Origin of the sequence: Pseudomonas sp. NFPP04 (assembly GCF_900113815.1) — a bacterium.
Lineage (GTDB): Bacteria > Pseudomonadota > Gammaproteobacteria > Pseudomonadales > Pseudomonadaceae > Aquipseudomonas > Aquipseudomonas extremorientalis.
Genome location: NZ_FOQS01000012.1, coordinates 191,889 through 206,359 on the forward strand (window position 1 = coordinate 191,889; position 14,471 = coordinate 206,359).

The window sequence follows — 14,471 nt, forward strand, 5'->3', positions numbered from 1 at the left end:
CCTTTCAATCAAGTCGGTGCGCGCGGCGGAAAAATCCGCGTGGGCATCCAGAAAATCAGCAGGATCAACGCCACCGCGACCGCGGCCATGGCGTAGTACAAATCCGAAGAAGTCAGCACCACGGCCTGCTCATGCAGGCGGTGCGCCAGGCCCGGCGCATCGCCGTCGGCCAGGGGCGAATTGCCCAGACGATCGACCAACATGGTCGAGTGGAAGTGCAGGCGCTGGGTGGTCAAGGTATCGAGCACGCCGGTGGCGATCACGGCGGCCAGGCCCTTGATGGTGTTGAACCAGGCCGAAGCAAACGGCCCGTCCATGGGCTGGATGCTGCCGGTGGAGAGCATCAGCAGCGGCAGCACGGCCATCGGTTGCCCGAAGATTTGCAGCAGGTACAATCCGTAGAAGTCGTCGCGAATCCACGCTGACGTCAGATGCGCACTGCCCACGCAGCACAGCACCAGCATGCCCAGGCCGATCCCCAGCACCCAGCGGCAATCGACCCAGCGCAAGTTGCACAACGCCGCCACCAGCGGCAGCGCGATCAACTGCGGGATCGCCATCAGCAGCATCACCGGCGCGGTTTGCAGTGGACGGTAACCCTGCACCTGGGCGAGAAAACTCGACGGGATGATGATCACCGAGGTCAACACCATCAGCACGCCCGCCAGCACAATCAGGGCGAACGCCAGGTTGCGCAGGCCGAGCATCTGCAGCTTGAAGAAGGGAATGGGCTGCGACCATTCGTTCAGCATGAACAGCACCAGCAACACCCCCCCGCCACACAGCAGGAAGGTGATCAGGCCCGACTCGAACCAATCCAGGCGGTTGCCTTGCAGAATGCCGATCACCAGCATGCAAATCGCCGGGAAGCCCAGCAGCAGGCCGCGCCAGTTGAACTGCTTGAAGCGCTCCAGACGCAGTGGGTCTTGCGGCAGGCCGTAGGCCACGGCGGCCATGGCCAGCAGGCACGGCGCGACGATTTGCCAGAACGCCCACTGCCAGCCGACGTACTCGGTCCACAGGGCCGCCAGCGGTGTGCCGAGGCTTGGGCCGAAGGTGGCGGTGAGTGCGTAGCCGGCCAGGCCGTACAGCTTGACGTTGGCCGGCAGGAAACGCAGGGCCACGGTCATCAGCATCGGCGGCAACGCGCCGCCGGCCAGGCCTTGCACGGTACGCAAAACCAGCAGGCTTTCGTAGTTCGGCGCGAACGGGCACAGGATGCCGAGCACCGTGAACAACCCGATGGCATACAAGGTGAAGCGACGCAGGGAAAACGTTACCGAACACCAAGGCGCAAAGGCCATGGCCGCCACGGAAGTGGCGGTGTAGGCCGCGACCAGCCAGGTGCCTTCGTCAAACCCGATGTACAGCGCGCCACGGATATCCGCGAGAGCCACTTTGGTGACCATCTCGTTGAGACCGGAGACCAGCACCGCCAGCAACACCCCGACCAGGCCGATGATGATGCGCGGGCCGAATACGGGCGGGGTCATGGCAGTGGGTTTGGCTGCGGCCGCAAGGGTGGGGGCAGCGAGGGAAGTCATGAACAGGTAACTCGGAATGATCAATACCCGAGCAGTTTAATCAGGCACACACATGACAAAAAGTTACTTGTTGGCAGGATATAAGTGCGCCAAACGCAATTGTCAGGCGGGCTGGGCTTCGAGCCACGTGGCGTGACAGCTCTCGCGCATGGTTTCACGCAGCCATTTGTGGGCGGGGTCCTTGTCGAAGCGCGGGTGCCAGGACTGGGCCAATACCAGGGTCGGCAACGAGATCGGCAAGGCGAAGGCGCGCAGTGGCAGTTTCAGGCGCGTGGCGCTCAGCAGCGCTTCCTTGGGCACCGGCAACAGCAAATCGGAATCGGGCAGCATGAACATTGCACCGTGAAAGCCCGGAGCGATCATCGCCACGCGTCGTTCCAGGCCCTGGGCGTTCAGTGCGGTATCGATCGGCCCGCGCGCAATACCGCGCCGCGAGATGCTGATATGGGAATAGCTGGCGAAACGTGCAGCGGTGATTTCCTCATCGAACAACGGATGGTCCTCCCGCGCCAGGCCAACGAAGGTAGTGGAGAACAGGTTCTGCACCTTCACTTCAGGGCTGGCGGGCATGGTGTTGCTCACCCGCAGATCCAGGCGACCTTCGCGCAGCGCCTCGTCGTCGGTGTCGCCTTCGGGCACGAAGCACAGTTCGCACAGGGGGGCCATGCGCTCCATGGTGTCGAACAGGCGCCCGCCATACACACCGATGAAAAAGTCATTGGCACGCACGCTGAAGCGGCGACGCAGGGTGCTCAGGTCCACCTGGTCCGCCGAGCGGAACAGCAGCGCCGCCTGCTCCACCACATTGCGCACCTGGCCTTGCAACTGCAGGGCCTTGGGCGTGGGCACCAGGCCACGACCGGCGCGCACCAGGATCGGGTCGCCCACGGCTTCGCGGATACGCGTGAGCGTGCGGCTCATGGCCGCCGGGCTGAGGTTCATGCGGCGCGCGGCACCGACCACGCTGCCCTCGTCGAGCAGGGCGTCGAGGGCGACCAGCAGGTTCATGTCCGGTAGTTGCATGCCAGGCACTCGTGATCGGTGGCGCGTGAATTTGACGCAATCGTAGCGTATTCAACGTTGCATGCCCCAGCGTTTCACGGTCAAGCGCTCGAATGTGTCGAACACCAGGTTCTCCACCAACAGTCCGATCAGGATCACCACCGCCAGTCCGGCGAACACCTTGTCGGTGTACAGCTCGTTGCGGTTCTGGAAGATGTACCACCCCAGGCCACCCTTGCCGCTCGTGGCACCGAATACCAACTCGGCGGCGATCAGGGTGCGCCAGGCAAATGCCCAACCGATCTTCAGGCCCGCGAGGATCGACGGCAGCGCCGCCGGGATCAGGATGAACAGCACAAAACGCATGCCCTTGAGGCCATAGTTGCGACCGGCCATGCGCAGGGTTTCGGACACGCCGAGGAACCCCGAGTAAGTATTGAGTGCCAGCGCCCACAACACGGAATGCACCAACACAAAAATCAAGCTGTTCTGCCCCAGGCCGAACCACAGCAGCGCCAGCGGCAGCAACGCAATCGCCGGCAACGGGTTGAACATCGAGGTCAGGGTACTCAGCAAGTCGCGTCCCAGTTGGGTCGACACCGCCAGGGTGGTCAGGGCGAACGCCAGCACGATGCCGATCAGGTAGCCTTTGATCAGCACGGCCAGCGAGATGCTGACTTTGCTGAGCAATTCACCACTGAGCAGGCCGTCGTACAGCGCATGAAAAGTCTGCAAGAAACTCGGCAACAGTAGGTCGTTGTCCTGGTAGCGTGCAACGGCTTCCCAAAGGATGGCGAGCACAATCAGGATCAGGCCCTTGCGCAGCCAGCCTTGTTGCCACAGGCGCTGTCGCAGGGGCAACTCGCGTTCCACAGGGACGCTGAGCAGCGGTTCCAGGGTGATTTCAAATTCCTCGCGCATTGGGTTGACCCTTCAGTAAGCGATGCGGATATCGGCGAAACCCAACTCACGTTCGGCCTCGGGTGCTTCATCGAACAGCAGGCGATGAATGCGCCGCGCCGATGCCTGGAACGCCACGCCCCCAAGGCTGTGCAGGTCGTATTGATGGCTGTGGACTTCCGCACGTACGCGCCCGGGATGAGGCGACAGCAACAGGATGCGATTGCCCACCACCAGCGCTTCTTCGATGGAGTGGGTGACGAACAGCAGGGTAAAGCGCACCTCTTCCCAGAGCAGCAGCAACTCTTCCTGCATTTTGCGTCGGGTCAGGGCGTCGAGGGCGGCGAAGGGCTCGTCCATCAGCAGGATTTTCGGCTGCATGGCCAGGGCGCGGGCGATGGCGACGCGGGCTTTCATGCCGCCGGAAAGGGTATGTGGATAGGCATCGGCAAAGGCGCTGAGGCCGACTTTGTCGAGGTAGTGCAGCGCGCGCTCTTCAGCTTCGGCGCGCTTCAAGGTCTTCGAGGCCAACAGCGGGAACATCACGTTCTGCTTGACGGTTTTCCACGGCGGCAACTGGTCGAACTCCTGGAACACCACGATGCGATCCGGGCCGGGTTGCTCGACCTTTTGCCCCAACAGGCGGATCTCGCCTTCGCAGGGTTTGATAAACCCGGCGATGGACTTGAGTAAGGTGGATTTGCCACAGCCCGACGGGCCGAGCAGCACGTAGCGGTCGGCCGGGTCGATCTCGAAACTCACTTGGTGGGTGGCCCGCACCACCCGCTCGGGCGTGCGATATTCCAGGCTGACGTTATCCACCGCCAGCAGCGGCTGCGCCGTGTTCAGAGTGCTGGCCGCGTGGCCTTGCAGGGGCATGTTCATTTCATCTCACTTGGCGCAAATGGGGATCAGAAAGGCGCATCGCCCTGGATGGTGGTGCGAAACAGCTTGCGGCGCAGGTGGCTTGGGCAGCCGGCGGCCAGGTGGATCAGCGAGCGGTTGTCCCAGAACACCAGGTCGTGGGGCTGCCATTGGTGGCGATAGATGTTGTGTGGCAACACGCTATGGGCGTAGAGCTGGGCCAGCAGGTCACGGCTTTCGTCTTCCGGCAGGCCGACGATGCGGGTAGTGAACCCTTCACTGACGAACAGCGCCTTGCGGCCGTTTTCCGGGTGGGTGCGCACGATGGGGTGCACGACTTCCGCGACCTGGGCGAGCTGCTCTGGGGTCAGCGTGGGGCGCCAGTTACCTTCGAATTTGGTCTCGCTGTAACGCGCGGTGTAGGAATGCGCGGCGCTGCGGCCCTCGACGGCTTTACGCAGGTGCTCGGGCAACTGGTCCCAGGCTTTGTGCATGTCGGCGAACAGGGTATCGCCACCTTCAGACGGCAGTTCCTGGGCGTGCAGCATCGAGCCCAGGCTCGGCAGCTCTTTGTAAGACAGGTCCGAATGCCAGAATTTTCCCGCATCTCCCAGGCCAATGGATTGGCCGTTTTCGATGATGTTGGAGACGATCAGGATTTCCGGGTGGTTGGCCAGCAGGAACTGTTTGAGCACGTGGATCTGCAGCACACCGAAGCGGCGACTGAAGGCAATCTGTTGTTCGGGGGTGATGCGTTGGTCGCGAAACACCACGACGTGGTGGTCCAGGTGCGCTCGATGGATGCGGGTGAAATCCTGATCGTTGACCGGACGCGACAGGTCCAGGCCGATGATCTCGGCGCCGACACTGCCGGAAAAAGGAAGAATCTCGAAGGTTTGGGCGGTGGCGGTCGCTGTTGGAACAGTAGAGGTGGCGGACATGAGGTCACTCCCGGTCAGTCAGGAGAGCGACTTTATAGATATAAGAACTTCAATTTAAATACCGTTAATGAATATCCATATGCAGGAAAGTACCGTGAGAACTCATCCCTCTGGCACCTGGGAAATAAATTGCAACGGCAAAGTGTTTTGAGTACATCGCCGGCGGTCTTGCCATTGGTGGCTGCTGGAACAGGCTCAATGAACCTGGTTGCGTAAGAAGCCATAAATGCCGGCTGTGGGCGCTGAGAGCATGGTGTTGAACCGCTTACAAGCCGAAACCGTGCCCGTTTGACAAGCTCATGGGCAGTCTCTAGTGTGCATTGGATCCAATTAGCTACCCAATTAGAAAAAGGAGGATAGCGTAACCGTGACGCAGAAGCCGAACCCTTTGAACAGCATCAAGATAAGCGGTCCTATTCCCGCGCATCTTGCTCGTTCCGTGATTGAAGAAACCTTGCGCAACGCCATCCTGGATGGTCGATTGCCCTGCGGTACCGCTATGCGTCAACAGGAACTGGCCAGCCTGTTCGGAGTCAGCCGCATGCCGGTGAGGGAAGCCTTGCGCCAGCTGGAAGCCCAATCACTGCTGCATGTGGTAACGCACAAAGGCGCCGTGGTTGCCCCCTTGATCGAGGACAACTCGGCCGAGACCTATGAACTGCGGATGCTCCTGGAATCTGAGGCGCTGCGCTTGTCGATTCCTTTGCTCACCGAGGCCGATATTGCCGAGGCGGACGCCATTATTTGTGCTCTTGAGCAGGAAAAAGACTATGCCGAAATGGGCCGCCTCAATCGACTGTTTCACATGGCCCTCTATGGCAAAGCCCCGAACCAAAGGCTACTCAAATTGGTGGAGCATGGGTTGAACGAAGAGGAGCGTTTCCTGCGTTATAACCTTGAGGCCATGGGGCTGGGCGAGACGTCCCAGGAAGACCACCGCGAACTGCTGAACCTGGTGGCGCGGAAGAAAACCCAGGAAAGCATCCTGACGCTGCGCAATCACTTGATGCGAGGCATGGAAGTGATCACAGCGTACCTCAATGGTCTGGATGCCCAAGGCAAGAAAGATACGCAGTAAGGCACACGGCCCTCTTGCCCCGACCTTCCCTGTGGCGGGGCATCCTGACTGACGGTGAGCGCCTCGCCCCGAAGAAACTTCCCACTTACAACCAAGACGCCAACTTACATAAATATTATTTAGAAAAACTTCTAACATATTTGTATGTTCGCCAACTTGTTTAACCCGCTTATTATATTTATTAACAACCCCGGCACTCGTCATATTTAGCGACCCTGCACGCCAGCAGCCGTTTAACAACGACTTCCCCCTGCCAACCATAAAGAACTCATCGCTGTTTACACAGCAGACGCGACAACTTATAGGCATCAACCATGCATCAACCGTTACTTGAAACAGCAAAACTGCAGTTATGCAGTCATTCGTTATTTTCAGAAATAACTTCCTTACGGAAGTTACAACTTTTCATGGAGAGCCATGTATTTGCAGTCTGGGACTTCATGACCCTCGCCAAACGCCTGCAACAGGATCTGACCTGTACACGCCTGCCCTGGCTGCCACCGACAGACCCGCTGGCCGCACGTCTGATCAATGAGATCGTATTGGGCGAGGAGTCGGACGAACATCCCGCGCAAGGCTATTGCAGCCACTTCGAACTCTATCTGGAGGCCATGGCCGAAGTGGGCGCCAGCACCACGTCTATCAACCGCTTTATTACGCTGCAACGCCAAGGCCTGGAAGCACATGCTGCCTTACAGGAAGTCGAGGTTCTTCCTGGCGTGGCGCGCTTTGTCAGCGACACCTTGAACCTTGCGCTGAGCGCTCCCACCCATTGTGTGGCTGCAACATTCCTGTACGGACGCGAGCATGTCATCCCGATAATGTTCGAGCGCATCCTGCAATCCGATCAACGCCTCCACCACCAGGCGCCTACCTTGTGCGCCTACCTCAAGCGTCACATTGAGATGGACGCCCAGGAGCATGGGCCGGCCGCCGAGCGGTTGCTCGAACGGCTCGCCAGCGCAGACCCGGCGCACGCGCAGCAGGCCCATGACGCAGCCCTTACCGCCATGGAAAACCGCATCGCGTTCTGGGATGAGGTTCAGGGCTCGTTGCAAGAGGTGCGCCCATGAACACCGGCGACTACCCATCCATCGCCGACGACTGGGAGCGCCGTGCAACCATCCGTACACGCCCTCGCCGTTTGCTGGAAAACGATGACAAGCTGATCTACCCACTGTGCCGCCAACCGTTGGTGCTCAGTGCGACTTTTCTTGAACACTGCCCGCAATGGCGCGATTTCGTGCTGGTGCAGAGCTTCTACAAGTTCATCAACGACGTGGTGATATTCGAGACGGAGATCGTCGACAAGACTGCGCGCAGCATCGCCAAGAACCGCTTCTCGATCCCCTTCCCGCTGGCGTGCCGCGTTGATGCAATGACAGTCGTCGTGGACGAGGACTACCACGCGCTGGTCGCACTGGATTTCCTGCAGCAAACCGTGGCCCTGACCGGCATACAGCCGTTGGAGCTACCCAGGCAAATCGAATTGACCCGCGCACTGCCGACAGCACAAGCCCAGGCGCCAGCCCATCTGCACGATGCAGTAGAACTGATTGCCGTGGCCATCGCCGAAAACACGGTGACCCATGATGTAGCAGCATTCTCCAAGGACAGCAGTGTCAAAGCCTCCATCCGTGGCTTGATGGCCGACCACCTGTTTGATGAAGGCCGCCACGCGCACTTCTGGACGCGACTCGTACGCATGTATTGGCAAGCCGCGAACGCGGACGATCGCGACAGTATTGCCAAGGTACTGCCGACGTTCCTGGCTCAGTACCTGACGAACGATCTGCAAAAAGACTTTGACCTTCACTTGATCGAACACCTCGACATCGACGCCAGCCTGCGCAACGCGTTGCGCAATGAAATCGCCGCGCTCACCTTCCCCATCACCCGCCGGCACCCGTTGTTGAGCAATATCCTTGACTTCCTGCAACACAGCGGTTTGCTGCAGACACCGAGCGTGGTGCACGCGTTGAAAGACTATTTGCCGATGCCCGGGGGCGCGACATGAAGCGCCTGACAATCGGATTTTCCGGTGCCAGCAGTGCCTTGGACGCCATCAGACGGGAGCTGGAACAGCATGGGCATGTCTCGAGCGACGAAGGCGTCGACCTGTGGATAGACGACGGACGTCAGCCGCTGCGGGACCCGACAGACCCAACCCCAGCGTTGAGCCTGCGCCTGGGCGTTGGCCCGGTACCCGACTGCGGACTGCCCGCGCTGCAGTTGCGCGCCTATGGAGCCAGCCGGAGCTTGTCGGGAGTCCTGGACATCGCCGACGAACCAACGGGCAACGGGCAACGGTTACGCCAGCAAGTGAGCCACGCATTGGTGGAATGGGTCGCGCTGCACGTCAGTCGTTTCTCACGGGACCCTGGATATTTCTCCGTGAGTGCGGTTGCCAATGACTGGCCAGAGCAGGGTTTGGATGCGCTTGACGCGCTGGCGTTTGTCCATCGATTCAACCGCACCGAAGACCTCGCTGTACTGCGCGAAGCTCAGGTGCCCTTGATTGAACGCGTGCAGGCCAGCCTCCATAGGTCCGCTGATCGACCGGCGCTGAGGATCGCCGGTAGTGTAGTGACTTACCGCGAGCTGCACGTCCAGGCCCTCACGATCCAGCAACAGTTACACCCCATGCTGGGCAATACGCAGGCGCCCCCCGTGGTTGGCGTGTGCCTGGAAAAATCCATCGAGTTGTACGCGAGTATCCTTGCGGTGCTCGGCTGTGGAGCGGTGTATCTACCGCTGGGCCCGGACCACCCGCCACAACGCCATCAAGTCATGCTCGAGACCGCAGGGGCGCATGTGTTGCTGGACGCCGGTCAACATCCTTTGCGAGCGCACTTCACTGCACTGGATGTCACCCGTCTCGACCTCAGGCATGTCGACCTCACGCTTGCGCTGATGCCAGCTCGCCCCCACCCCGATTCGCCCTGCATGACGCTCTTTACGTCTGGCACCACAGGCCAACCCAAGGGCGTGCTGCTCAGCCAGGCAAACCTGGCGCATTTCACGGCCTGGTTCAGGTCCTGTATGAACGTGGATGACCAGAGCCGTGTCTTGCAGTTCTCACCATTGAGCTTCGACTCATCGCTGATCGATATTTTCCCCGCCCTGATAGCGGGTGCCGAGTTGATCGTCCCCAGCGCCGAGCAACGGCACGCCCCTGAGCAACTGTTGGATCTGCTCCACCAGCAACGCGTCACCCATGCCTTTTTGCCGCCTGCGCTGTTGAGCATCCTGCCGCTTGATCAACCATTGGGCCTGACGCACCTGCTGACCGGCGGCGATGTGTGCGAACCCCATGTCATCGAACGCCTGGCAGGGCAGTGCCGGTTTCACAACCTGTACGGGCCCACGGAGACCACGGTGCTGGCCACCCATCGGACACTGCTCCCCGGTGACTGCAACCGCAACCTCGGCTACCCCATCGCCAACAGCCAGGTGCTGATCCTCGATGACACTCTGCAACCGGTGGATGAAGAGGTGATGGGTGAGGTGTACATCGTCGGCCCCGGAGTCAGCTTGGGGTATGTGGGCACGTCGCAACCGTCTGCCAGTCCTTTCGTGGAACTGGCGGTACCAGGGAGTCAGCCACTGCGGGCCTACCGCAGTGGCGACCTGGCACGATGGACCGCCGACGGGATCGTGCTGGGTGGACGGCGTGATGACCAAGTGAAAATCCGCGGGTTTCGGGTCGAGCCGCAGGAGATTGAACAATGCCTGCGCAATAGTCGGCTGTATCGCCAGGTGGCGGTAGTAATCGACCGGGACAGCAGGATCCGCAGCTACATCGCCCAGCCTGAACCAGACGCGAGCGTGGCCGCCCTGAAGCACCATGCACGACAATGGCTGCCAGACTACATGCAGCCGGGCTTCTGGGAGGTGTTGCCCCACCTGCCGTGCTCCGTCAATGGGAAAGTCGACCGGCCGGCATTGCTGGCACTGCCGATTCGGTCTGCGTTGCAAGCAGACGGCAGTGCCGCGAAAAGTCCGCTTCACGTTCGGTTGTCCCGCTTGTGGAGCGAGCTGCTGGCAGTGCCCGCAGGTAATCTGTCTATTGACCAGAGCTTCTTTGATCTCGGCGGGCATTCGATTTTGCTATCGACCTTGCTGCTGCGTGTTCGCGAGCAATTCGGCCGTAGCTTTGTGTTGAGTCACTTTATTGAAGTGCCGACGATTCGTACGCTCGCAACGCTGGTGGAGAACGGTGAACGACCCGATGCAGGATCCGGCCGGGCCGCCCGTGATGCTCAATCGGAGTGGGTGCTCGACACGTTGCCCGAGGACCGTGCAGGTGATCCGCACAAAGTGATCGTGACCGGAGCCAACAGTTTTGTGGGTGTCCATATCGTCGAAGCATTACTGGCCGCTGGTGCAGCCGAGGTGGCGTGCCTGGTACGTGAGGAACCGGGGCGGTCGCCAATGTCACGACTCATCCAGGCGTTACATGAATACCGCCTGGAGCATGTGGACCTGAGCCGAGTGAAGGTATATGCGGCCGATATCAGCCAACCTCGATTGGGCCTGGCTGACGCTGTGCATGAGTCTCTCGCCAGAGACTTCGGCGTGCTGGTCCATAACGCGGCGCGGGTCAATCACGTGATGGACTATGCGTCACTGACGCGGGACAACGTTGACCCCATACGCGAATGCCTGCGCTTGTGTGAAACCCACCGCAAGAAAGTCTTCAACTTTGTCTCGACACTGTCGGCCTCAAGCAGTGTCGACTCGCAGGGCTATGTCCTCGAAGCACCCGCCTCTACCACGCTGCCGCTGTACATCAAGAATGGCTACAACCTGTCCAAATGGGTTGCGGAGCGACAGTTGGGGCATGCGGTGGCGCGCGGTGCCTGGGTGAATATCCATCGTCCAGGCAATATCAGCTTCAACAGCCGAAACGGCGCGTGCCAGCCGCAAAAAAATCGCCTGATGCTGATGCTCAAGGGGTCACTGCAACTGGGCCTGCTGCCCCGGCTGGCGCTGAACTTCGACCTGATGCCGGTGGACTTTCTGGCTCGCTTCATTGCATTCCACTGCACCCGCTTTCACGCCAGCCGGAGTGTGTTCAACCTGCATAACCCACAACCGTTGAGCTGGGCGCACTACCTGGATGCGTTCAGTCGGGCGGGCCATCGCTTCAAGCGAGTGGGCATAGCGCAATGGCAGCAGGCGCTGCGAACGGTAAGCCAGGACAACGCACTGTTTGGCGTGCTCGGTTTTTACCTCGACCGCCTCGACGAAGACATCGGGGACACTTCAATGATTCGTTATGACAACGCGCGAATAGGTGTCCAGCAGATGGGTGAACACTACCCCGCAAAGGACACGGCACTGTTGAGCAAAGGCTGCAGTTACCTCAAGGCCATCGGCTTTCTTTGAATACCCCAGGACAACCTCATGAAACTGCTGCAACCCGATACATTAATCCGCAACCCGAGTGGCCTGCCGATAGTGGCGTCCGTTGTGGTCAACTGCTCCGCCTCTCGCCTGTGGGACATGGTGGGACGATTTGCCGGCTTCGATATGTTCATTCCGGACTTGAGCCATATCGAAATGATGGGCTCAGGCGTGGGCGCCTTGCGGACAAAATTCTTCCGCGATGGCAATTGTGTAGTGGAGCAACTCAATAGCCGGGACGAGCAGGCTATGCACATGACCTGGACCACGATCTACAACACCCTGGGTGTGGCCAGACTATGGGCGGCGATCCAAGTGGAAGCAATTGAAGCGGAGCGCGCCAAGGTGATGTGGACAATTATTGCAGAGCCCACAGAGGAGGCGAACGAGGGGTTCGAACAGTTTGTGCAAGGCTTTGCCAGCAGCGCCCTGGACAATGTCCGTCGAATGCTCAGCTAAACGGCAGGAGCGACTCGATGCGCCCCCGCCGTTGAATCAGCGGGTCATATCTTGAAGCTATCGACCAATTGCTTCAAACGATTGGCCTGCTGCGACAGGGCATCGCAATCCTTCAGGGTTTCATTGAGATTCGCCACGCCCTGCTGGTTCAGCAAGTTGATCTGATTGATGTCCACATTGAGGGTTTCCACCACGGCCGTCTGTTCTTCAGTAGCTGCGGCGACGGACTGGTTCATGCCGTCGATCTCAACGATCCGCTGCGTCACACTTACCAGGCGCTCACCAGCCTGGTTCGCGACTTCTACGCTTTCTTCGCTGGAGGCCTGGCTGGCGTTCATGGTGGTGACCGCTTCGCGCGAGCCTACTTGCAGCGAAGTGATCATTTTGTGGATCTCCTCGGCCGACTCCTGGGTGCGGTGAGCCAGGTTACGCACCTCGTCGGCGACCACTGCAAAGCCTCGCCCGGCCTCACCTGCACGGGCGGCCTCGATGGCAGCGTTAAGCGCCAGCAAATTGGTTTGCTGGGAGATGCCTTTGATCACATCAAGGATGTGACCGATGTTGTCGGTGCTGGCGTTCAGGGTCTCGATCTGGGTGCAGGACAAGCTGATCTTTTGCGACAACTCAGACATGGCAAGGATGGTCTGCTCGACCACTTTGCGGCCATCGTCGGCCTGCTCGCTGGCACCACTGGCGTGTTGTGACGCATCGGCGGCGTTGCGCGCGATTTCCTGGGTGGCGGCACCCAGTTCATTGATCGCTGCGGCGACGCTGTTAGTGCGCGCGCTTTGCTCGTCGGAACCGACGATTGAGGCATTGGACGAGGCCATCACACGCTGGGACAAGTCATGCACCTGGCGGGTAGCCGAGGACACTTCCGAAATCGAAGCATGGATGCGCTCTACGAACTGATTGAACGCACTGCCGACCTCGCCAAATTCGTCCTTGCTGGTGACCGCCAGACGACGGGTCAGGTCACCCTCACCCTGGGCGATATCCTGCATCGCCACGCCCATAGTGGTCAGGGGTCGCAGCAAGACTTGAATCAGCAAGCTCAGGAGCACGGCAATCGCAACCACGGCGATCAACATGGCAATCAACGCAGATGTCCGGAATTTGCCCAGTGGTGCGTAGGCTTTGTCTTTATCAATCGACAGGCCGATATACCAATCCGCGCCTGGCAAGCCGCTGATAGGGGTGAATGACAAGATTCGGTCCTGGCCATTGAGAACGACGTCCTGACTGACCTTCTCAATGCGCACTTGGGTGCCGGGGTAGATGTCCTTGAGGTTTTTCATCACCTGGTCCTGATCGGGACTGACGATGACTTGCCCGTCACCACTGACCAGGAACGCATGGCCAATGCCGCCAAAATCCACCGAGTTGATGATCTTCACCAGGGTCTGCAGACTCAGGTCACCGCCGACCACACCGAGCAACTCGCCGTTCTTTTTCACCGGCATGGCAATGGTCACGATCTGCCCACCCACCGCTGCCATATAGGGTGGCGTAAGCATGGGTTTATCTGCAGCTACGGCTTGTTTGTACCAAGGGCGCTGACGGGGGTCGTAGCCGTCGGGCATTTTTGCGTCAGGACGTTGGGTAAACACGCCGTTGGTTTGGCCAACATAGGTGAACTGGAAGTTATCAGTGAACGCCGGCTGATCAACCAGGCCAGGAAGGTCGGCACCACTGCCTTGGTGAGCAACGTTTTGCGTAAGGCTTTCGAGTACCAATATTCGGCCACTAAGCCAGTTCTGCACACTGCTGGCAGTGAGTTCACCGGATTGCTGGATGGACGACTCCAGGTTCTGCTTGATCGTGCTGCGCTGCAGGTAGTCGTTGTAGAGGGTGAATAACGCGAAGGCCAGAACCACGACGCCTGACGCGGCCAACAGAATTTTATGACTGAACTTGAGATTCATTTCATCGACTTCTTTTGCCAAAGGGGGGTGAGCGTGCCGAGCGGAACATTCCATGTAACGGTATAGGCAGCTTCTCGGGCCGCTCTATTTCGGTGCACGCATGGCTCGTCAGGCTTTCGGCCACGCCGCGGTAAAGCTTAGAAAATTGTGAGACGTTTCTGATTTTTAAGCAGGAAACTGACCAGCGGTAGGCATGTGTGAGGAAACTAAAAATTGTGCCGACTTATAGCCCCAAACGACAAAACCCCTGTCTGCGCTAGCAGACAGGGGTTTTGGAATTCAATCTTGACGATGACCTACTCTCACATGGGGAAACCCCACACTACCATCGGCGATGCATCGTTTCACT

Annotated in this window: 11 protein-coding genes; 5 read left to right on the forward strand and 6 right to left on the reverse strand. The window is 59.5% G+C overall.

The annotated features are described in order from the left end of the window. Positions 1-8: 8 nt before the first annotated feature. The 5 genes from BM017_RS23185 to BM017_RS23205 form a co-directional block, all read right to left on the reverse strand. A complete protein-coding gene (locus BM017_RS23185) occupies positions 9-1,544 on the reverse strand; it encodes an MFS transporter (protein WP_092248792.1) in 1,536 nt (511 codons plus the stop codon). A 102-nt stretch (positions 1,545-1,646) separates the two neighbouring features. Continuing rightward, positions 1,647-2,567: a LysR family transcriptional regulator gene (locus tag BM017_RS23190; protein ID WP_071489597.1), complete on the reverse strand. Its 921-nt coding sequence runs from the start codon at positions 2,565-2,567 to the stop codon at positions 1,647-1,649. Between the two features lie 51 nt (positions 2,568-2,618). Continuing rightward, the gene (locus BM017_RS23195; RefSeq protein WP_071489596.1) at positions 2,619-3,467 is read right to left on the reverse strand and encodes an ABC transporter permease; all 849 of its coding nucleotides are present in this window, start codon (positions 3,465-3,467) and stop codon (positions 2,619-2,621) included. Positions 3,468-3,479: 12 nt separating this feature from the next. Then, on the reverse strand, positions 3,480-4,331 hold the full coding sequence (locus BM017_RS23200; protein ID WP_071489595.1) for an ABC transporter ATP-binding protein: 852 nt from the start codon (positions 4,329-4,331) through the stop codon (positions 3,480-3,482). Between the two features lie 26 nt (positions 4,332-4,357). Next, positions 4,358-5,251 carry a TauD/TfdA dioxygenase family protein gene (locus tag BM017_RS23205; RefSeq protein ID WP_071489594.1) on the reverse strand — a complete coding sequence of 298 codons (894 nt, stop codon included), beginning with the start codon at positions 5,249-5,251 and terminating at the stop codon, positions 4,358-4,360. Between the two features lie 367 nt (positions 5,252-5,618). Between BM017_RS23205 and BM017_RS23210 the strand changes: the two genes are divergently transcribed. The 5 genes from BM017_RS23210 to BM017_RS23230 all read left to right on the forward strand — a co-directional run bounded on the left by BM017_RS23210 (position 5,619) and on the right by BM017_RS23230 (position 12,197). Continuing rightward, positions 5,619-6,329, forward strand: a complete 711-nt coding sequence (locus BM017_RS23210; protein ID WP_071489593.1) for a GntR family transcriptional regulator — start codon at positions 5,619-5,621, stop codon at positions 6,327-6,329. Between the two features lie 314 nt (positions 6,330-6,643). Then, entirely contained in the window at positions 6,644-7,402 is a 759-nt protein-coding gene (locus BM017_RS23215) for a DUF3050 domain-containing protein (protein ID WP_092248771.1), read from the forward strand. Next, complete coding sequence (locus BM017_RS23220; RefSeq protein ID WP_092248774.1) at positions 7,399-8,346, forward strand: diiron oxygenase; 948 nt, start codon at positions 7,399-7,401, stop codon at positions 8,344-8,346. Before BM017_RS23215 ends, BM017_RS23220 begins: the two co-directional genes overlap by 4 nt. Next, positions 8,343-11,720 (forward strand): amino acid adenylation domain-containing protein, encoded by a 3,378-nt coding sequence (locus BM017_RS23225; protein ID WP_092248777.1) that lies wholly within the window; start codon positions 8,343-8,345, stop codon positions 11,718-11,720. The genes BM017_RS23220 and BM017_RS23225 overlap by 4 nt, the downstream gene beginning before the upstream one ends. A gap of 18 nt (positions 11,721-11,738) precedes the next feature. Then, positions 11,739-12,197 carry an SRPBCC family protein gene (locus BM017_RS23230; RefSeq protein ID WP_092248780.1) on the forward strand — a complete coding sequence of 153 codons (459 nt, stop codon included), beginning with the start codon at positions 11,739-11,741 and terminating at the stop codon, positions 12,195-12,197. Between the two features lie 44 nt (positions 12,198-12,241). Here the strand turns inward: BM017_RS23230 and BM017_RS23235 are convergent, their stop codons facing one another. Continuing rightward, positions 12,242-14,122, reverse strand: coding sequence for a methyl-accepting chemotaxis protein (locus tag BM017_RS23235; RefSeq protein WP_071489588.1), 1,881 nt, complete (start codon positions 14,120-14,122; stop codon positions 12,242-12,244). Positions 14,123-14,471: the final 349 nt, after the last annotated feature.

Excerpts from the sequence above, each read along its gene's own strand:
- BM017_RS23200 (WP_071489595.1), bottom strand. The coding sequence starts at position 4,331 with ATGAACATGCCCCTGCAAGGCCACGCGGCCAGCACTCTGAACACGGCG.
- BM017_RS23190 (WP_071489597.1), bottom strand. The coding sequence starts at position 2,567 with ATGCAACTACCGGACATGAACCTGCTGGTCGCCCTCGACGCCCTGCTC.
- BM017_RS23235 (WP_071489588.1), bottom strand. The coding sequence starts at position 14,122 with ATGAATCTCAAGTTCAGTCATAAAATTCTGTTGGCCGCGTCAGGCGTC.
- BM017_RS23225 (WP_092248777.1), top strand. The coding sequence starts at position 8,343 with ATGAAGCGCCTGACAATCGGATTTTCCGGTGCCAGCAGTGCCTTGGAC.
- BM017_RS23195 (WP_071489596.1), bottom strand. The coding sequence starts at position 3,467 with ATGCGCGAGGAATTTGAAATCACCCTGGAACCGCTGCTCAGCGTCCCT.
- BM017_RS23215 (WP_092248771.1), top strand. The coding sequence starts at position 6,644 with ATGCATCAACCGTTACTTGAAACAGCAAAACTGCAGTTATGCAGTCAT.
- BM017_RS23185 (WP_092248792.1), bottom strand. The coding sequence starts at position 1,544 with ATGACTTCCCTCGCTGCCCCCACCCTTGCGGCCGCAGCCAAACCCACT.
- BM017_RS23230 (WP_092248780.1), top strand. The coding sequence starts at position 11,739 with ATGAAACTGCTGCAACCCGATACATTAATCCGCAACCCGAGTGGCCTG.
- BM017_RS23205 (WP_071489594.1), bottom strand. The coding sequence starts at position 5,251 with ATGTCCGCCACCTCTACTGTTCCAACAGCGACCGCCACCGCCCAAACC.
- BM017_RS23220 (WP_092248774.1), top strand. The coding sequence starts at position 7,399 with ATGAACACCGGCGACTACCCATCCATCGCCGACGACTGGGAGCGCCGT.